The following is an 18,463-nucleotide window of genomic DNA, read 5'->3' as shown; positions in this document are numbered from 1 at the left end:
TAACTATGAACATATTTGTTATTTTAATTTGTTTATTTGTCGCCTTAGCGGTGCTGATCCCATTACTTGAAAAATACCAAAGTAAAATGGGACTCGAAGGCGCAACTAAGTACAGTAAATATATATGGCCGTTAGTGATGGTATCTTTGGTTATTCAGCTCATTTATGTATTAATGTATTAATGGTTTATAGCGTATACAAAAAAGCCTTTGCCGGTTAATCCTGCAAAGGCTTTTTTAATACTTATAAATAAACTTTATCTAAGTGCTAATTGTAGCTCGCGATTGCGCTCAAGTTGGGCAATAAAGCTATCTGCAATAGGTTTAAATTTAGCAAGTTCTGAGCGCGGTAATGGCTCAGATTTAGGTAGCTTTACCGTTTTAGGGTTACGATGAACACCGTTGACTAAAAACTCATAATGCAAATGCGCGCCAGTAACACGACCAGTAGATCCTACAGTACCAATTTTTTGGCCCTGTTTAACTTTTTGCCCTGTTTTAACTAGTTTTTTATTTAGGTGTAAGTACTTAGTTACGTATTGTGTACCGTGGCTAATAAATACGTAGTTGCCATTGTATTTACTGTAACCCGCTTTAATTACTTTACCGTTACCAGATGCAACGACTGGTGTACCGGTGCGTGCTGCAAAGTCGATACCTCGGTGAGCTCTAACTTTTCCTGTCACTGGGTGTAAGCGGCGAGGGTTAAAGCTCGAACTAATATATTTAAAGCTGACAGGTGCACGTAAAAATGCTTTTTTCATACTACGCCCTTCAGGCGTATAAAAACTTCCATCGGTGTGACGAATAGCAGAAAAACGTTGCCCTTGATTAATAAATTCAGCTGCAATAATTTTACCAGTGCCAATAAATTCACCATCTACGTAATGAGACTCGTAAATTAAACCAAACTGATCGTTTTTGCGAATGTCGTTTGCAAAATCAACATCCCAGCCAAATATATCAGCAAAGTTCATTATTTGGCGTTCACTTAAACCTGCTGCAATGGCGGAGGTCCAAAAGTTGTTAGCTATTTCGCCACCAGCCGTTTTTGTTAGAGTTTCAATTTCTTTACTATCGATGGCTGTATCGTAGTTACCTTCATCATTTAGAGTAATAAATAATGTGTCGGTTTTAGAAATAACATAGCGTAATTGAGCGAGCTCGCCATCTGCTGACGTTGCAAAACTTAATACTTCTCCTGGGTGGATTTTAGTAAGCTTTTGCGTTTCGGCATTAGTATTAACAAGCTTGTAGAGCGTTTGAGCTGAAAAGCCTGCGCGTTTAAATATGATTGCTAAGTTGTCGCCATTTTTAACTTGGTGATCGACTAGATTATACTCAGGTAGTTTTTCTGCGGCGTGCTCTGAATTTAACTCTGTTAGTTTTTCTTTGCTATCAACTTTAACGAGTAATTCATAACGCTTACCAATTTCTAGTGCGTTTGCACTGTTGTCTTTGGAAGCGGTTGCTTTTTCGGATGGAAGAAAGGTCAAGCCGATGATCGCAGAAACTAGGCCTAAGATAAGCAATTTGTGTTTTTTGGGGAGCGTGTTAACCACGTGAACCATAAAGTGCCTTTTCCTGCTGTCAAGATAATAAATACGTAATATTGCAGGATATACCTAATAATCTACGAATACCAGTATTTTGTAGATTTAAACTGGCGCCAAATTGCGCTAAAATCGGGCTTTTAAAACCTTTTTTAACTGCGTAACAAATTAAGACGGCTTTGTTTTTATTTAGTTGCATGAATCGATCAAAAAGTTGTTTAAATTGATTAAAAATTTGTTATGTTAGCTACATATATAGATTCGGTTTAAAGCTTATTAAACCGAGATTGCGCAAGTAACTAGTCGCCCCCTTCGTCGGCAGAATTTTGGAGTAATACAAAGTGGATTTACAAACCGCTCTAGCAGAGATAAAACGCGGTGCAGAAGAAATATTAATTGAAGACGAATTAGTTGAAAAACTTAAGTCGGGCAAAAAGTTAAAAATTAAGGCTGGTTTTGATCCAACGGCACCTGATTTACACCTAGGCCACACTGTACTAATTAATAAAATGAAGACTTTTCAAGACTTAGGCCATGAGGTTATTTTCTTAATTGGTGATTTTACCGGCATGATTGGTGATCCAACAGGTAAAAACGTAACGCGTAAACCACTTACTCGTGAAGACGTACTTGCTAATGCTGAGACGTATAAAGAACAAGTGTTTAAAATTCTTGATCCTGCAAAAACAACGGTTGCATTTAATTCTACTTGGATGGAAAAGCTAGGTGCTGCAGGTATGATTAAATTAGCTGCAAACCAAACCGTTGCGCGTATGCTAGAGCGTGATGATTTTAAAAAGCGTTATGGTAGTGGTCAGCCGATTGCAATACATGAATTTTTATACCCTTTAGTGCAAGGTTGGGATTCTGTTGCGCTTGAATCAGACGTAGAACTGGGTGGTACCGATCAGCGTTTTAACTTATTAATGGGCCGCGAGCTTCAAAAAGTTGAAGGTCAAAAACCACAAACAGTACTTATGATGCCATTGCTGGAAGGCACTGATGGCGTTCAAAAAATGTCTAAATCGCTTGGCAATTACATTGGCATTACTGATGCGCCAAATGATATGTTTGGTAAAATAATGTCAATTAGTGACGTGCTAATGTGGCGTTACTACGATTTGTTAAGTGCGCTTTCTATAGACGAAATTGCAGCTCAAAAAGAACGTGTTGAGCAGGGAACTAACCCACGCGATATCAAAATTGAACTGGCAAAAGAGTTAATAACTCGCTTTCATAGTGCGGCTGATGCGCAAGCAGCCCATGACGATTTTATTCAGCGTTTTCAGAAAAAAGCGCTACCAGATGAAATTCTTGATATGACTGTAACAACTGAAGATGACACTATTTTGATTGCTAATTTACTTAAAGAAGCAAACTTAGTAGCAAGCACTTCAGAAGCAATGCGGATGATTAAGCAAGGTGCGGTTAAACTCAATGGTGAAGAGAAAATCACTGATACTAAACTTGAAATAGCAAAGGGTACAACGGCTATTTATCAAGTAGGTAAGCGTAAGTTTGCAAACATTACGGTTGCTTAAGCACAGTTTAAAAACAAAAGAACCAGCTTAGGCTGGTTTTTTTGTATTTTTATTTTTAGTCTATACAAGCAATTATACTAAACTGCGTAAATCTTTGATCAATTTAACGAATTAAATTGCACTATAACGTAGTTAAAAAATTTTCATTTAGAACAACTAGATACAAAAATTTTTGCCTAGTTCTAGCGTGATTTTCTTAACGTTAAATAGACCCCATATATAAGCAGATTGGTATTAAATTACTTTTAATACTTCCACAGCCACAATTACTAACAACCAAAATGCACGAATTTGGTTTAACCTATTAATTATAGTCGGCACATCATCTGCAACAGGAAGTCTGTCAGTACCAATACGCATTTTATTAAATCGTTTGCCAAAATATATCGCAGGTCCCCCTAATTGTATTCCCAGCGAGGCAGAAAAAGCACTTAGCAGCCAACCGGTATTTGTTTGATAAAAGTGCCTGCCGTAATGCTTTATATAATGTACCGCGAGTTTACTTTCATTAATGATAATCACCGTGAATGCAAGTAAACGTATAGGAATAAACTCTATAGCAAAGAGAATCAATTTAAGTGGTGCTAAAAAAGGACTGTTGGGAGTTATTTCAGAACGCCATGCATATTGAATCAAAGTTAATAATCGATAGGCGAGCACAGCTATTGGGCCAAGTACTAAAAATATAAATATAACAACAAAGTAATAACGAGCGCTGCGTAATATTAAGCCCTCTATGAGTGCTTTAATAATTCCAGGGGCAGAGAGTTGGCTCACATCACGGGCCAGTAGCGGCTTTAAAAGTTCGCGAGCAGCAGATTTTTGGTTTTGTTTAGTTAACTTTGCAATGCGAATCGCTTTTTTGTCTACGCTTTTGCTTTCTAGGCAGAGGTATAAAATAAGCCCTGCGAGTAGTTCAGGGTAAAAAGCAAACTCTAATATTAGTACAACAATAATGAGTACAATACTTAAAATAAGCGTGCTAGCTAGCATTGCGGCCAAGTATTGATAGTTATCAGGTTCTTTAGGTTTATAAGTACGCTTTCCAATTGCGCGAAAAATAGCGACTAAGGCTGTACTCGGATGATACCAACTAACTAAAGGAATAAAGCGCTCAGCAAGGAGCGCTATAATAAAGGCAATAAAGTCCAAATGGTTTTGAACAATATTGCTAAGCATTTAAAGCTTAACAGCAGTTAGTTCTTCTAGAAGTGCAACAACCATTTTAGATGAATTGATTGATGCGGTTTCTAGGTATTCTTCAAACGACTGCGGAGATTCTTTGCCAGCAATATCTGACATCGAACGGATAACCACAAACGGGGTGCTCAGTGCAAAACACGTCTGCGCTATTGAAGCGCCTTCCATTTCAACAGCAAGCATTGTAGGAAAGTCATTACGTGCTTTATCAATACGTACAGGATCACACATAAATGTATCACCAGTACAAATTAGACCTACTAAGGTTTTAACATCACTAATTTGTGTAATTGTTTGCTGCGCAGCTTCAACCAATTTAGGGTGAGCTGTAAAACCTGCTGGCATTTGTGGTACTTGGCCAATCTCATAACCAAAAGCAGTTACGTCTACATCGTGATGACGCACTTCTGATGAAATTACTACATCGCCAACGCTAAGTGATGGATCAAAACCACCTGCAGAACCCGTATTGATAACACAATCAGGTTTAAAGTTATCGATAAGTAAGGTAGTTGCAATAGTTGAGGCTACCTTTCCAATACCAGATTGAACGAGTGTGACTGTATTACCAGCCAATTCGCCAGTATAAAAAGTGAAACCTGCTTTAGTCAAAATTTGTGGATTTTGCATGGCTTCACGCAAAATTTTAACTTCTGGCTCCATTGCGCCAATAATACCAACGTTCATAGTTTTAAATTCCTGAGTTTGAATAAATTTATTATACGTGAAGTTAGTTATAAAAAACAAAAAAGCGAGCAGTTTTAAACAGCTCGCTTTTTTATGTATTAATGCCCGATTTAAATTTCAGCTAATGCAGTAGAATGAGCTTTAGCTTGCGATGGTGATAGCACCGCTGGTTTGCTGACGCGGTTACGAACAGGACGCTGCGTTTGTGAAGAGCCAAGCTTACCAAGCTTAAACATAATGGCATCGCGCACTTCTGAAGGGCGATACCCTGATTTTACTTTCATACGAATATGTGGGATGCCGGCTGCTTCTAATGCCCCATTAACAAACCAATCTCGCTGTGCTTTATGACCGTCTTTATTCGCGTTGTTTACGAGATCAACGGCAGCCACTATGGTCATTTTTTCTTTATCTATTAATACAAAATCAAGCTGTTTGTTTTTTGCCTTAGCAATTGCTGCTCGTTTAGATTTAACAGATAAACCTTCTTTGCAGTCAATTACATCGATTAGCTTAACGCGGCTAACTATTTTGTATTGGTCGCCAACAGCACGTTCAAGTAAATTTAAAAACGCACTTTCTACTTGCGTAAATACACTTTGCTTACGCGTAAAAGGATAAGGGTTTCCGCCATCATCATTAAACTTTGACACAAAGATTGATGCGCCTACCACTAATACTAAAATTGATAATAAAGCGAACTCCATACGGTAACTCCACAACAACAAATTGACACTAATTTTATATAGCAATTTATGTGCCTAAATAGTGCCAGTTAAGAATTTACCGCCGTATCTTATTTATATGTAATTGAATTTACGCTTTGTATCCGTTTTCAATTCCTTTCACTGCTATCGCGACGGCATCGTGAGCATGTAATGATTCGTAATGATTGATTTGCAACCAATAATCGGCATAGTTGCTTGCTTCAAGACTCGCTTTTATTTTGCGAGCTGCGTCTTCACAAAACATCAGGTTTTGGCCATTTAGACGAGCAAATTCCTGTTCGTCTTCTCGCTTTACAGCAGCCTGAACAGGTGTTTTTAGCTCATTTTCAAGAGTATTAATTAAGTTTATAACATCAAACTCGTTAATATCACGGTTGAGTTTAACCTTTACATTAGCAATTGAACGCTGAGAATGAGGTGTTGCAACAATACCTTGCGTAGTGCCAAGCCATTCGTGAACATCTTTTTGACTTAATGTATCTTGATTGAATTTTTCGTTAAATGCATTTTGTATAAGCTGACGCGCGAGAGCTGCCGAGCATGGGCAAGTTGATGAGTAGGTAACATCGACGGTTAACTCATAGCTAATTATATTGTGCTCAATAGTACTGGTTAATGTTAATGGATAGCTCTTCCAGCCGACTTTACCACTCAATAGTGATTTTCGGCGCAGTGGTAATTCAAATTTAAATTCTATTTGCGCTTTGTCACTGAGATTTTCATGGCTACTAATAAAGGTATTGAGTGTGTTAGCTAACGTCTGCGGATTAACTTGTTGCTCGGTTGAAAGTACATCGAGTGCTAAATATAAGCGCGACATATGAATGCCTTTAGCATCTTCTTTATGCAAGTTTACAAATGCGCGGGCTTTCGCATTAACGGTAACAGGAGCAAGGTCGCGCGATTCAAAAATAAATGGCAGCTCAATTTCAGCCATGCCAACCCAGTCTAACTTACCGGTTTGTAAGGCGGGAGCCGTGTCGGCTATGTCGGGCATGTTAGTTTGCATGGTATGTTACTCGTTATTAGCAATGATAAAGCGACGTATTTTACATGAAATAACCACTGGCTGAAACGAAGACTTTTAACTGTCGCTATCTTCAAAGGTGAATTTTTTCTATTTTTGTCGCACAACATGAAAATAGCGAATAGAAAAATGCTAAAATCGGCGAAAATAATATGTTTAGTATTTTGTTCTGCTCTATTTATATTTAAGCACACAGCTAAGAGATAAACTTAACTATGACCGATTACTCTTTGAGCCCTTGGGTTCGAATTCTTTCTAGCCTGATAACTCGATTTGGTGAGTTTAAAGCGGCCGTTGCTTGCTATACGCTATTTCTGACAGCGTCGCTTATTTTATCAAGCATGTTTTATTATGTGGCTATAGGGGAAATTCACCTTGTTGATATTTTAGCCGTCATCTTTTTTACCGCAGTGGTTTCTCCGTTAGTCATCAGTGTATTATTAAATTCAATTCGTCAATTAGATGCTTCGTATGCTTATCTTGATAGTGCTACTAAGCAGGAAAAACTATTAAACCAAACACTCAAAGATAACATTAGTCGATTAAATGTTGAGATCGACGAACGTAAAATGGCGTTTCATGCTAAACACCGTGCAATTGAAGAGCTTCGTAAAGAGATAGCAGAGCGTAAAAAAACGCAGCAAGAGCTTGCGCAGCAAGGTATGTTATTACGCTCAATTGTTGATTCGTCCCCTGATTTATTTTATTACCGTGATAATAATGGCGTATTTGCGGGTTGTAATAAAATGTTTGAAGAGGTGATGGGTAAAACGAGTGCTGAGCTTATTGGTAAAACGGCAGAGCAAACGTTTCCAAGTGAGTTTTTGTCTGAAGTACTAGAAACAGATAAGCAGGTAGAGCAAACCCATCAAGCGATAACAATTGATGTTGGCTACGATGTTGAAGGTGAAAAACGTTGGTTTGAGTTGCGTAAACTTCCTTTCATTAATGACGAAGGTGATTATATTGGCTTACTTGGCTTTGGCCGTGATATTACGAGCCGTAAAGAGGCCGCTCAAGCACTCGAAACCGCCTATAAAGATAAAGGGAAATTTATTGCCACCCTCAGCCACGAATTGCGGACACCGCTAAATGGTATTGTAGGGTTAACGCGTATGCTGCTTGATACAGATCTAGATAAACAACAGCGTAGCTGGAGTAATACTATTTTTTCGAGCGCTGAAACGCTAGGTAATATTTTTAACGATATTATAGATCTAGACAAAATAGACAGAGAGCAGCTTGATATAGCAACTAATCCTATTAATGTCTCTGACTTTATAAACGATGTTGTTAATTTTGCGGGACTTATTGCTGAGCAAAAAGATCTTGAATTTAATATTGAGCGCAGCGGTATGCTTGATATCTATGCATTGCTCGATCCTACTCGTTTGCGTCAAGTCGTTTGGAATCTAATAAATAATGCAGTTAAGTTTACTCAAAGCGGTGAAGTTAAACTTGAATGTGTGCGTGAGAATCGTATTGAAGGCCCTTGGCTAATAATGAAAATATCAGATACAGGCCAAGGTATTCCACCAGAGCAGCTACCGCGTATATTTGATATGTATTATAAAGCACCTGATTTAAAAGGGACTAATGCCATTGGCTCTGGAATAGGCTTGTCGGTTACCAAAGCGCTGGTTAGTGCAATGAGAGGTGTGATCACCGTTGAAAGTAGCGAAGGTGAGGGCAGCTGCTTTACAGTCCAAATTCCACTCAATCTATGTATAGCACCAACAGAGCAAAGTTATGTTGGCCGTGGACTCTATATTTTATTGGTAGAAGATGTGCCGCTTAATGCTGAAATTGCAACTAACTTATTAGAGCAGCGAGGTCATGAAGTACTGTGGGCCGAAACGGGCGAAGACGCTTTGTCTTTTGTCGAAACTGAAGATGATTTAGATTTAGTCTTACTCGACATGCAATTGCCTGATATAAATGGCGATGAAGTAGCGAGGCAGATAAGAGCAGATAGCCATTTTGATAAATTACCAATAGTGGCACTGACGGCTAATGTAAGAAGTGCAGAAGAAGAGCTTAAAGGTATATCTATACAAGGTGCGCTCGCAAAACCTATTAATACTGTAAAGCTTGATAAAATGCTGGCTGATTTATTTGATATAAAGCAAATTGAGAGTAGTACACCACAATTAAAAGTAAGTGATGAGGCTCTTATTGGTATTAATGCGCATTTACTCGATGCTGAAACAATTGAAGACTTTGTTAACTCTATGGGCTTAGTTGTATTTAGGCGCAGTAGTCAGTTATTTGAAAAACTTAATCCACAGTATCAGCAAGAGCTACTGACTTCATTAAATGCAGGTGATAGAGAAGAATACAAATCTGTAGCGCACAAGCTCAAAGGAGCGGCAGGTTCGGTTGGCTTAAATGATGTGCAATTACATGCAAAAGTCATGGAGCATGGTGCTACAGAGGAAACTGATGATGTATTAAAAGAGTGGTTGAATGTATTAGCAGATAAAATAAATGAAGGGCAACAAGCCCTTCATTTATTTTTACAACAATTAGAATAACAGTGAATTATTTTAATTAGCTGTCGATTTTACCTATAAAGCGATAACCTTCACCGTGGATGGTGCTAATTAGCTCCGACGTTGAGTTGTCGCTTTCAAAATGCTTACGAATACGACGGATAGTAACGTCAACAGTTCGGTCATTTGCGCGAAGTTCACGACCAGTCATATGTTTGATTAATTGCTCACGGCTAAAAATACGACCTGGAGAATCAAGCATCAAGCGCAATGCTCTATATTCACCTTTAGGTAAACGTTTAGCATCACCACTTGGAGAAGTAAGGCAACGGCTATTCTCATCAAGTTCCCAGCCATTAAACGTAATAACACCATTTGTTTCTAGTGTTGATTCTTCACCGCCTAGAGCTGTTCGAGTAATTAAATTACGAGCTCGAATAGTCAATTCACGTGGGTTGAATGGTTTGGTGATGTAATCATCTGCACCAATTTCAAGACCTAAAATGCGGTCAACGTCGTTATCACGGCCAGTTAAGAAAATAAGGCCTACTTTACGCTTTTGGCGTAATTCACGGGCTAATATAAGGCCGTTTTTACCTGGAAGATTGATGTCCATAACTACAAGATTGACGTCATCATTATTTGTAAGCTTGTCATGCATATCATCGCCATCAATGGCTTCAATAACTTTGTAACCTTCAGCTTCAAATAAACTAACGAGGTTTAGTCGAGTTACGTCTTCATCCTCTACGATTAGAATGACTGGCGTTTGCATTATTTATTAACCTTTTTGGATTGTTTTACGTACAAAAAAACCGATCTTATTTTATAAAAATCAATTGCTAGAGATTATAGAATCTTATCTAATTGTTAACAAGTAAAAACAATTTGGATAAAAATAAAACAGTAGAGGGATCCAAAGTCTACCTAAAAAGGGCTATGCAAAAACTACTGTTTAATCGATATATTAGCGGATGCAGCTGTTTGAATTATAAGCGTCGAAGCGATTTTCTCTAAAAGTTGATACATCCATCAACGATATAAAGATATTTAAAATTATCAGACTAATTCAAAGCGAAATTATATCATTTTCTAACCTTTCATCAATGTATGTGATATCACAAATACGATAAAGTTCATAAAGTATTTTGTATTAATTATTTAATGAAATTAAATAGTTTTTCACTATACACCACATGCCTCTTAAATGAGGCCATAAAGTCGTAATTCAAGTACAAACCTTAAGTTTATGCACTTTTAGTAATATTTATTTTAGGGTATTGTAATTATAAATCGGGTTCCCTGTTTTTCTTCTAAATCAAATAGAATTCTACCGCCTAACGCTTGAGTTACTAAATTGTAAACTAAGTGCATGCCAAGCCCACTCGCGCCTTGCCCTCTTTTTGATGTTACAAAGGGATCAAAAATTCGATGTTGAATTGTTTTATCAACACCTTGGCCATTATCGCTGTAGGTTATAATTATATGCTCTTGTGCTTGTTCAATATCAATAACTATTTTATTATTTTCAATGCCTACAAACCCATGAATAATTGAATTGAGTAGTAGCTGCTGAAATATTTGCTGTAAGGGCTCTGGTTTGCTTTGGACGATTAAGTCAGTGGGGCAGTTAATTGTAATTGTAGGTTTTTTTACAATCAGCTCGGAATGTATTGATATTAATATATCGCTAATAAGTTTATGAATATTAATATGTATTTTAGCACCGTCATCTTGAATAACCGCTACTTTTTTGAAGTTGGAAATTAAATCGGCGACGCGATTTAAACTACGATAAATTAAATCTAAATTTTCGATGCCTTCATCTATAAAGCGCTTCAATTGATTGGAGGTTAGTTTTTTCTCATCAAAACTAATTCGAACATCAGCGAGTTTATCACGTAATAAAGTTGAACTTGTGATCCCAAGCCCTATAGGCGTGTTAACTTCGTGAGCTACCCCTGCAACCATTTGTCCGAGGGAAGCCATTTTTTCATTTTCAACAATTTGCGTCTGATACTGATGCATTCGCTCTAATGTTGCGAGCAATTCTTGATTGGCTTCTCTGAGTGCAATTGTTCGTTGATTTACTTTTCCCTCAAGGCTCTGATTAAGTTGTTTTATTTCTTCTTTATCTTTTTCATGTCGCTTTAGCTGTCGTTGAGTTCTGGTTAGCATAATATTTAAGCTATTAGAAAGTGCAGTAATTTCTTTCACGTTTGTTGCAGGTGCACGGGCATCGTAGTTATGATTTTTAGATACATCCTGCAAAAGCATACTCAGCTGCTCAATAGGTTTAGCAATTCGTTTTTGTACCTTAATAGCGATGAAATAAACAACAACGAGTATTAATAAGGTCAATAATATATCAATAAAGATTTTTTGTTTTATATAGTCATCTAAACTTTCAAGGCTGCCGCGCATATAAACATAGCCAACGAGTTCTTTATTATTATAAATAGGGCGTATAAGTTCAATGTGATCATTTACTATATTGGGCGTTTTTAATTCATTTATACTGTCTATTTTAAGCGGTACAGGTGGTGTTTTTTTTGCATTAAAGCTGATAAAAAATGCAGGTTGCTGTGATTTTTTTTCAATAGAATAAATATGAATGTTTTTTATTAGTGGAATTTTATCAAACGACTTCAATCGTTTTTCTTCTGTTTGTCGATCATCATTGATGACTGAGTTACTAGCATCAAAAGCCACAATTTCAGAGAGGATAACAAGTTTACTAATAATTAATTGTTTCTGTTCTTTTACGCTTAAATAAGTGGAAATAGAGATAGATAACGATAAACAAATAGCGGTTATCAGCATGATTAAATTTATTAATGCTTTGCGGATACTGCTTTGATGTACTTTTTTAGGCATTATGTCATCGTCGACTGAGTTAATTGTACTGATTGAAATTTAAGTTTAGCAAAGGCGAAGGGAAATGGAGGAAAAAATTAAACATTATATCTATTCGTAAGTAGGGTTGAGCACAAAATCACCCAACCCATATAAATATCTAGCTACTGTATACTGCAAATTTGTTGCTTTTGAACACGGTTTGATAATTATCAAATTGCGTTTCAAGAATCGGAGTATATTTTAAAAAGCTGTTTGCCACTATATTCAATTTACCCGTCTTAGTTAGATGTTGCTTGGCGTTTGATAAAAAAGCTTCAGCGACTGTGTAATCAGTAGATATGCCTGTATGAAATGGCGGGTTGCTAATGATTAGGTCAAATTTACCCGTAATGCTGTTAAGGCCATCGCTTAATAAAGCTTCGCCTTTAATGCTATTAAGCTTTAGAGTTTGCTCAGTTGCATAGGTAGCCAACGCACTTACATCACTACATATAAAATCTAGAGCTGGATTTTTTAAGCCTAAAAATGTAGCTATTAAGCCCGCACCACAACCAAAGTCGAGCACTTTACCTTGCTTAATGGTTGGCGCGTTTTCAAGTAGTACCTTTGTACCAATATCTAAACCGCCGTGATTAAATACACCCGGTACGCTAATTGCTGTAAATTCTGTATCCGCGACAGTGACTAAAAACTGTTTATGGTATTGAGTTATATCAAAACGAAGGTGTTGTTTAATTTCAGAAAAAGAATAAAGAACACAATGTTTTGCAGAATCAATTTTATTACTATAAACAGTTTTACCTGCCAATTGTTTTTCAATTGACTTAACGCCGCTTTTGTTTTCGCCTACAACTAACAGTTTGGCGTCAGTTGTAATAACTGCGCGAATGTTATCGAGCGTCATTAATAGTTCAGGTTTTGATTTGGGGTAGTAAAGAATTACTAAGTCGTAGCTGTGGCCTGAAATTGTATGATCAATGAAAATATCAACATCTTTCGTATTTTTAGCAAATTCGCCATTGGCATGATTATAGCTAAATGCAGTTATTTTACTTTGCGGATTAAGTTTTTTAAGTTCAGTTAAAAAGCCATCCTGAGCAAAGTTGACCACCAAGATAGATTTACCCGTTAGTTCCTCGCTATTTCGAAGTAACAGTAAACTAGGGTTGGTTAATACGCTCATAAATGGCTTTGCCTTACATATGTTTAGTTTTATTAGAGTTAAAAAGAGTCTTTAAAGTTATTAATTACTTAGTGCGCTCAAACATTAAATCCCATACGCCATGTCCTAAGCGATGACCACGTTGTTCAAACTTAGTTAACGGGCGCAAATCTGGGCGTGGAACGTAATCGTTCGTCTCTGACTGATTTTTAAAGCCAGGAGCCACTTTCATAACCTCAAGCATATGTTCAGCGTAGTTTTCCCAATCTGTGGCCATATGAAAAACGCCGCCCACTTTTAGTTGAGTTCTTAATTTTTCAACAAACTCAGCTTGCACAATACGACGTTTATGATGGCGCTTTTTATGCCAAGGATCTGGGAAAAACAATTGCAGTGTTGTCAGGCTTTCATCGGCAATACAATCTGCAAGTACTTCAATTGCATCATGTTCAAAAATACGTAAATTTGTAATACCCGCTTCATCAGCGTCCATTAAGCATGCGCCAACGCCAGGGCGATGTACTTCAATACCTATAAAATTTAGATGCGGCGCATTTTTTGCCATCTCTACAAGCGATTTGCCCATACCAAAACCAATTTCAAGCACTACATCATTATTATTACCAAAAACTTCGCTTAAATTAAGCATGCCGTTTTTATGCTCTAAGCCCATAGTTGGCCAGCATTTTTCAATTGCTGCGGCTTGACCTTTGGTTAATCGACCTTCGCGTTTTACAAAACTGCGAATAGTGCGGATGTATTTACCTTCTTGCTTAGCTTGCTCAAGATTACTGTTGCTTGATTCACTCATATTATTGGCCTGACAAAAACAATGTGTATAAAAATGGTTGCGTATTATCCCTGACCAAGCCGCCAATCACAAGTATTAGCTTATTTTACACCCCCTATAGCTTGATCTTTTTAATAACTGCAATAGACTGAGCCGCCATTGAGCACGAGTGAAAGTTATAATATGTTAGATCTAAATAAAGAACAGTCTCATTGGTTTTCAAACCAAGTGGTTGATTGGTATCACCTTCATGGTCGTAAAACGCTTCCGTGGCAGTTAGGCAAGACACCCTATAAAGTATGGGTGTCTGAGGTAATGCTTCAGCAGACCCAAGTTGTTACTGTTATTCCTTACTTTGAAAGATTTATGGAGAGCTTTCCAAATATTATTGCTTTGGCAAATGCTGATGAAGATCACGTATTGCATCATTGGACGGGCTTAGGTTATTACGCCCGCGCTCGTAACCTTCATAAAACAGCTAAAATAGTACGCGATAAGTACAACGGAGAGTTTCCTCAAACACTTGAAGAGGTTATTGCATTACCAGGGATAGGGCGCTCCACAGCGGGAGCTGTACTGTCGTTGTCGCTTGGCCAGCATCATCCAATTTTAGATGGCAATGTTAAACGAGTATTGGCGCGTTATTTTATGATTGAAGGCTGGTATGGTGTAAAAAAAGTAGAGAATCAGCTTTGGCATTTATCAGAGCAATTAACACCTAAAAACAATGTGACAGAGTTTAATCAAGCGATGATGGATTTAGGGTCAAGCTTATGCTCTCGAAGTCGTTTTGATTGCCAAGCGTGTCCATTGAATAGCCACTGCGGCGCTTTTAATGCTGGCAAAGTAAAAGAGTTTCCTCATTCAAAACCTAAAAAAGTAAGCCCTAAAAAAAGCTGTCACCAGTTAATTATAAAATGTGATGATAAAGTTTTAATGGAGAAAAGGCCTAGTTCGGGTATTTGGGGTGGTCTTTTTGGCTTTTTTGAATTTAACGAGCGTCAAGATTTGGAGGCATTTTTAGTTCAACAGGGATTTAAAGTGGAGTTAGAGTCGCTTGATCCATTTGTGCATGTGTTCTCACATTTTGAATTGACGATAAACCCACATGTGCTCAATATTGATAGTATTTTAGATGTCGTAAACGACAGGCAATTAGTCTGGTATCCATTAGATCAATCTGTTGAGGTAGGTTTGGCTGCCCCAACTAAAAAGTTGGTTAAACAAATCGCACCAATAGGTTAAACTGTTAGCATTTAGCGCTAAAGAGAATTAATTATGGCACGTACAGTATTTTGTCAAAAGTTACAAAAAGAAGCTGAAGGCCTTGGGTTTCAGTTATATCCAGGTGAAATTGGCGAAAAGATTTTTAATAACATTTCTAAAGAAGCTTTTGCACAATGGCAGCATAAACAAACAATGTTGATCAATGAAAAGCATCTTAATATGATGGATCCAGAGCATCGCACTTTTTTAGAAGAGCAAATGGTTGGCTTTTTATTTGAAGGCAAAGATGTAGAAATTGAAGGCTATCGACCGCCAGAAAAATAATGTATTTAAATTTTTTTAAAAAAGGGCTATTTAGCCCTTTTTTATAGCTTATAAAAATTAATCGATTAATTCATCTTCTTGCTCGGCAGTTTTAATTTGTTCTTTTAAAAACTGAGCTGCTTTGGAGTATTCAATCTCTAGCTGATCCCTTAAACCAATGAGCTCATCAACGGTTAGCTCATCCGCTTTACATTTATCTTCAAACGTAGTTGTTAGATCCGCGACCATTTCTGCCCCAATGGTTTTTGAGATTGATTTTAGCTGATGGCAACTTCCAATTATTTCATTTAAATCATTCATCATAACGCCTGAGTTGATTGACTTGATCAAACTTTGACTTTGATCTAAATACATTTTGAAAAAGCGTATTTGCTTAGCTTTATCACCATTTATGTATTTTTCGACGGCTTCCATGTCTATTGGCAATGCTATATTTTGATGAATAATCTCATTTTTACTTTGGTTTTGCTTGTCGCTCCAACGGCTTAGTGTGTCTTCCAGCGCATTTAGTTCTATTGGTTTAGTGATGAAATCGTTGATGCCAACGGCTAAACAGCGTTCTTTTTCGCCTTTTAAAGCATTCGCTGTAACGGCAATAATATAAGGTTGTGCGTCTATTGCTTCTAATAATTCAGCCTCGCCTCTAATTTTTTCGACCATATCGTAACCAGACATTTTAGGCATATGTAAATCTGTTAAAATAAGTGAGTAGTTACTTTTACGCCACATATTAAGGCCTTCTTCACCATCATTAGCAACCTCAACGCCGTATCCCAATATGTGCAATTGATCAGTTAAAACTTGCTGGTTAAGTAAGTTATCTTCAACAAGCAGTATTAACTTATTCGCTTGACGTGCTTGTTCAACGTTTAGCTGGCTCTTAAGTGTTTTAGTTTTTTTGATTTTTTTCGGTTTATGTAGACCCGCTGCCACAAGCACAGAGAGCATAAAGTTTGACTTACATAATGGTGATGCATTGATGTAAAAAATATTGTTGTGGTTAATCGCTGCTTCGTCTAGTTTACTTAGCACGACGACTTGCTGGTTATTGTCCTCTAGAGAGTAAAGTAGGCGTCTTAATAAAGCATTAATACTATCCATATTATCAATACCATCAACGACCCAAATTACATCTCTAACATCGAGCTGGGTTTCAATGTCTTGCTCGTTATGTGCATAGGTTATTTTAGCGCCCATAAATGACAAATAGCGATACATAATCTTTTCACGTTCTAAATGGTTACTTACTACAACAATGTGTTTTCCATCTAAAGCATTTTTATGAGCATATTGAATTTTACCTTTAATACTAAATGGCAATTCAACCGTAAATTCGCTTCCAATACCAATATGGCTAGTTACATGTATTGTGCCAAGCATTAACTCAGTTAAGCTTTTGCAAATTGAAAGGCCTAGGCCTGTGCCACCATACTCTCTGGTAATTGAGTTTTCAGCTTGGATGAAAGGATTAAATATTTCCCGTAACTGAGACTGGGTCATGCCTTTACCGTTATCGGTTACACAAAAACGTAGAGTAAAGTGATCGGCAGTATTATGGGCAACTTCAACAGATATTTTTACATGGCCCTGTGTTTTGTCGTCAGTACTGGTAAATTTAATCGCGTTGCTACATAAATTATAAAGTACTTGGCGCACTCTAACTGTATCGCCCATCAAATTAATTGGAATATCAGGTGCTATAGATAACTCTAAATCAAGCTCACGCTTTTTAGCGACTGAAGACAGTACACGAGAGACTTCTTCAATAGTATCGGTTACTGAAAAGGGAATGGGATCGATGTTTAATCGGCCCGCTTCAATTTTTGAAAAGTCTAAAATATCGTCTAAAATACTCAATAATGAAAAAGCGGATTCGCGAATAATGGTGCTCAAACGATGTTGCGCACCATCAAGTTCTGTTTGTCTTAATAAGTCAATTGTTCCAATAACACCATTCATAGGCGTTCTTATTTCGTGACTCATGGTTGCTAAGAAGGTTGTTTTAGTCTCACTGGCACGTTCAGCTTTTAATGAAGCTTGTTCTAGTGCAATTGTACGGTTATGAACTTCTGTATCTAAACCATTTTGAAGTTTTTTTAGTTCTACCTGTGCATCATCGTTACTAGTAATAGCAGTTTGCGTTTTTTGCAAAAGCAAATTAATATTTTTTGCGATCTCACCAAGCCCAATATCTAATTGCTCATTTACACTACGATTGTAATTACCAGTGTCGGTTATAGTGTGTAATTCATTGCTCAGCAAAGTAATACTTTTACTTACACGGTTGTTAACATGTCGATTAAAGAGCAGTGCTAATAGAAAAAGCGCTATAACACTGGCAAAAGCTATAACATAAGTAATTATTTGAGAATCTAATGTGCTTAATGCAGAGCCCGATACGTCTTGCTTAATGATCAATTCACCAATTGGTTGCCCGTTAAGCATTAATACATGGTGTAAAATATTGTCTTCAATTAAATGTTTATTGAGCTGAATAGGAAGCGGTGCTGGTTTTTCGCTACTGTAAACCAGTTCCGTTTGCGACGAAGCACTAAAGCGATACAGAGTATATTGAAAGTTATTATCAAGTAACGACGTTAAATCTAATAGTTGCTTTACTTTTCCCTGGCCAGACATGGTTAGTGCATCTACCATAGGTAAATCTAGCCTTGTTGCAAGTTTATTAATATCAATAGAAGATACGACTTCTTCAGTATGGTTTTTATTAGACGGATAAAAAGAATAAGCAACAATAGCGAGTGTTGTGACCACAATATTGATGATTAAAAAAAGAGGCAATAAGCCTTTGACCGGAGAGGAAAATTTGTTCTGCATTACTTGTTCCCATTGGTATGTTTAATACGATAAGCCCTT

15 protein-coding genes are annotated in these 18,463 nt (G+C 37.2%); 5 read left to right on the top strand and 10 right to left on the bottom strand.

Going from position 1 to position 18,463, the window contains the following annotated elements:
* Positions 1-5 precede the first annotated feature (5 nt).
* Positions 6-182: a hypothetical protein gene (locus PALI_RS02410; RefSeq protein WP_193154783.1), complete on the top strand. Its 177-nt coding sequence runs from the start codon at positions 6-8 to the stop codon at positions 180-182.
* A 74-nt stretch (positions 183-256) separates the two neighbouring features.
* Here the strand turns inward: PALI_RS02410 and PALI_RS02405 are convergent, their stop codons facing one another.
* The gene (locus PALI_RS02405; protein ID WP_193154781.1) at positions 257-1,570 is read right to left on the bottom strand and encodes a peptidoglycan DD-metalloendopeptidase family protein; all 1,314 of its coding nucleotides are present in this window, start codon (positions 1,568-1,570) and stop codon (positions 257-259) included.
* A gap of 323 nt (positions 1,571-1,893) precedes the next feature.
* On the opposite strand from PALI_RS02405, the gene tyrS reads away from it, so the two are divergent.
* Positions 1,894-3,093, top strand: coding sequence for a tyrosine--tRNA ligase (tyrS, locus tag PALI_RS02400; RefSeq protein ID WP_077537029.1), 1,200 nt, complete (start codon positions 1,894-1,896; stop codon positions 3,091-3,093).
* Between the two features lie 234 nt (positions 3,094-3,327).
* Here the strand turns inward: tyrS and PALI_RS02395 are convergent, their stop codons facing one another.
* From PALI_RS02395 to folE2, 4 genes are all read right to left on the bottom strand, one after another.
* Positions 3,328-4,272: a cobalamin biosynthesis protein CobD/CbiB gene (locus PALI_RS02395; protein WP_193154779.1), complete on the bottom strand. Its 945-nt coding sequence runs from the start codon at positions 4,270-4,272 to the stop codon at positions 3,328-3,330.
* Positions 4,273-4,980: a 5'-methylthioadenosine/S-adenosylhomocysteine nucleosidase gene (gene mtnN / locus PALI_RS02390; RefSeq protein WP_193154777.1), complete on the bottom strand. Its 708-nt coding sequence runs from the start codon at positions 4,978-4,980 to the stop codon at positions 4,273-4,275.
* A 110-nt stretch (positions 4,981-5,090) separates the two neighbouring features.
* Positions 5,091-5,687 carry a DUF2726 domain-containing protein gene (locus tag PALI_RS02385; RefSeq protein WP_193154775.1) on the bottom strand — a complete coding sequence of 199 codons (597 nt, stop codon included), beginning with the start codon at positions 5,685-5,687 and terminating at the stop codon, positions 5,091-5,093.
* A 109-nt stretch (positions 5,688-5,796) separates the two neighbouring features.
* On the bottom strand, positions 5,797-6,717 hold the full coding sequence (gene folE2 / locus PALI_RS02380) for a GTP cyclohydrolase FolE2 (protein WP_193154773.1): 921 nt from the start codon (positions 6,715-6,717) through the stop codon (positions 5,797-5,799).
* 233 nt (positions 6,718-6,950) lie between these two features.
* Here folE2 and arcB point away from each other — a divergent pair, with 233 nt between their 5' ends.
* The gene (gene arcB, locus PALI_RS02375; RefSeq protein WP_193154771.1) at positions 6,951-9,269 is read left to right on the top strand and encodes an aerobic respiration two-component sensor histidine kinase ArcB; all 2,319 of its coding nucleotides are present in this window, start codon (positions 6,951-6,953) and stop codon (positions 9,267-9,269) included.
* A 16-nt stretch (positions 9,270-9,285) separates the two neighbouring features.
* On the opposite strand, the gene arcA is transcribed toward arcB, so the two are convergent.
* From arcA to trmB, 4 genes are all read right to left on the bottom strand, one after another.
* The gene (gene arcA, locus PALI_RS02370) at positions 9,286-10,002 is read right to left on the bottom strand and encodes a two-component system response regulator ArcA (RefSeq protein ID WP_077537035.1); all 717 of its coding nucleotides are present in this window, start codon (positions 10,000-10,002) and stop codon (positions 9,286-9,288) included.
* 497 nt (positions 10,003-10,499) lie between these two features.
* Entirely contained in the window at positions 10,500-12,104 is a 1,605-nt protein-coding gene (locus PALI_RS02365; protein WP_138584170.1) for a sensor histidine kinase, read from the bottom strand.
* A gap of 139 nt (positions 12,105-12,243) precedes the next feature.
* On the bottom strand, positions 12,244-13,269 hold the full coding sequence (locus PALI_RS02360) for a methyltransferase (protein WP_193154769.1): 1,026 nt from the start codon (positions 13,267-13,269) through the stop codon (positions 12,244-12,246).
* A 64-nt stretch (positions 13,270-13,333) separates the two neighbouring features.
* Positions 13,334-14,059, bottom strand: a complete 726-nt coding sequence (gene trmB / locus PALI_RS02355) for a tRNA (guanosine(46)-N7)-methyltransferase TrmB (protein ID WP_138584172.1) — start codon at positions 14,057-14,059, stop codon at positions 13,334-13,336.
* Positions 14,060-14,221: 162 nt separating this feature from the next.
* Here trmB and mutY point away from each other — a divergent pair, with 162 nt between their 5' ends.
* Together mutY and PALI_RS02345 are read left to right on the top strand one after the other, a co-directional pair.
* Positions 14,222-15,283: an A/G-specific adenine glycosylase gene (mutY, locus tag PALI_RS02350; protein ID WP_193154766.1), complete on the top strand. Its 1,062-nt coding sequence runs from the start codon at positions 14,222-14,224 to the stop codon at positions 15,281-15,283.
* 33 nt (positions 15,284-15,316) lie between these two features.
* Complete coding sequence (locus tag PALI_RS02345; RefSeq protein WP_077537040.1) at positions 15,317-15,589, top strand: oxidative damage protection protein; 273 nt, start codon at positions 15,317-15,319, stop codon at positions 15,587-15,589.
* A 57-nt stretch (positions 15,590-15,646) separates the two neighbouring features.
* Here the strand turns inward: PALI_RS02345 and PALI_RS02340 are convergent, their stop codons facing one another.
* Positions 15,647-18,424, bottom strand: a complete 2,778-nt coding sequence (locus tag PALI_RS02340; protein WP_193154763.1) for a hybrid sensor histidine kinase/response regulator — start codon at positions 18,422-18,424, stop codon at positions 15,647-15,649.
* Positions 18,425-18,463 lie beyond the last annotated feature (39 nt).

The sequence above is a fragment of the Pseudoalteromonas aliena SW19 genome (genome assembly GCF_014905615.1).
Classification (GTDB): Bacteria; Pseudomonadota; Gammaproteobacteria; order Enterobacterales; family Alteromonadaceae; genus Pseudoalteromonas; species Pseudoalteromonas aliena.
The sequence above is the reverse complement of the archived record's forward strand: the minus strand, read 5'-3'. Positions and strand labels throughout refer to the sequence as shown.

Excerpts from the sequence above, each read along its gene's own strand:
- PALI_RS02410 (WP_193154783.1), top strand. The coding sequence starts at position 6 with ATGAACATATTTGTTATTTTAATTTGTTTATTTGTCGCCTTAGCGGTG.
- PALI_RS02405 (WP_193154781.1), bottom strand. The coding sequence starts at position 1,570 with ATGGTTCACGTGGTTAACACGCTCCCCAAAAAACACAAATTGCTTATC.
- PALI_RS02395 (WP_193154779.1), bottom strand. The coding sequence starts at position 4,272 with ATGCTTAGCAATATTGTTCAAAACCATTTGGACTTTATTGCCTTTATT.
- mtnN (WP_193154777.1), bottom strand. The coding sequence starts at position 4,980 with ATGAACGTTGGTATTATTGGCGCAATGGAGCCAGAAGTTAAAATTTTG.
- PALI_RS02385 (WP_193154775.1), bottom strand. The coding sequence starts at position 5,687 with ATGGAGTTCGCTTTATTATCAATTTTAGTATTAGTGGTAGGCGCATCA.
- folE2 (WP_193154773.1), bottom strand. The coding sequence starts at position 6,717 with ATGCAAACTAACATGCCCGACATAGCCGACACGGCTCCCGCCTTACAA.
- arcB (WP_193154771.1), top strand. The coding sequence starts at position 6,951 with ATGACCGATTACTCTTTGAGCCCTTGGGTTCGAATTCTTTCTAGCCTG.
- arcA (WP_077537035.1), bottom strand. The coding sequence starts at position 10,002 with ATGCAAACGCCAGTCATTCTAATCGTAGAGGATGAAGACGTAACTCGA.
- PALI_RS02365 (WP_138584170.1), bottom strand. The coding sequence starts at position 12,104 with ATGCCTAAAAAAGTACATCAAAGCAGTATCCGCAAAGCATTAATAAAT.
- PALI_RS02360 (WP_193154769.1), bottom strand. The coding sequence starts at position 13,269 with ATGAGCGTATTAACCAACCCTAGTTTACTGTTACTTCGAAATAGCGAG.
- trmB (WP_138584172.1), bottom strand. The coding sequence starts at position 14,059 with ATGAGTGAATCAAGCAACAGTAATCTTGAGCAAGCTAAGCAAGAAGGT.
- mutY (WP_193154766.1), top strand. The coding sequence starts at position 14,222 with ATGTTAGATCTAAATAAAGAACAGTCTCATTGGTTTTCAAACCAAGTG.
- PALI_RS02345 (WP_077537040.1), top strand. The coding sequence starts at position 15,317 with ATGGCACGTACAGTATTTTGTCAAAAGTTACAAAAAGAAGCTGAAGGC.
- PALI_RS02340 (WP_193154763.1), bottom strand. The coding sequence starts at position 18,424 with ATGCAGAACAAATTTTCCTCTCCGGTCAAAGGCTTATTGCCTCTTTTT.